Source organism: Exiguobacterium profundum, from assembly GCF_001909285.1.
GTDB lineage: Bacteria > Bacillota > Bacilli > Exiguobacteriales > Exiguobacteriaceae > Exiguobacterium > Exiguobacterium profundum.
In genome coordinates this window covers 2464755-2465232 of record NZ_MRSV01000001.1, presented here as the reverse complement: position 1 = coordinate 2465232, position 478 = coordinate 2464755, and the positions used below count along the sequence as shown (strand labels likewise).

The following is a 478-nucleotide window of genomic DNA, read 5'->3' as shown; positions in this document are numbered from 1 at the left end:
GACGGCGGTCGCGCGCCTCCTACACGACGAACAACCAGCACGGCACGATCCGCATCAAGGACGGCAAAGTGAGACTGCCTAAAATCGGCTTCGTGAAGTTCGAACAACATCGCCCGTTCGAGGGCGTCATCCGGTCGGCGACGGTCTCGATGACGAGGACGGGCAAGTTCTTCATCTCCATCCTCGTCGATCAAGAGGATGCACCATGGATCCCAGCCGAGAACAAGGTCGGGATCGATCTCGGTTTGGACCATTTCGCCGTCATGACGAACGATGCGATGGTCTCGGAGAAGATTGACAACCCTCGCTTTCTCCGAAAATCCGAAGCGAAGGTCAAGAAGGCGCAACGCGCGCTGTCACGCAAGAAGATCGGGAGCAAGAATCGTGAAAAAGCCAAGTTACTTTTGGCCAAGAAACACGAAAAGATCGCCAACCAACGCAAGGACTTCCTTCACAAACTGTCGAGACGGATCGTTGA

Annotated in this window: 1 protein-coding gene; it reads left to right on the top strand. The window is 55.0% G+C overall.

Features of this window, described 5'->3' with window-relative positions; translation table 11 throughout:
- Positions 1-47: 47 nt before the first annotated feature.
- A partial coding sequence (locus BBB58_RS15475) for an RNA-guided endonuclease TnpB family protein (protein WP_338082753.1) occupies positions 48-478 on the top strand: 431 nt, incomplete at its 3' end.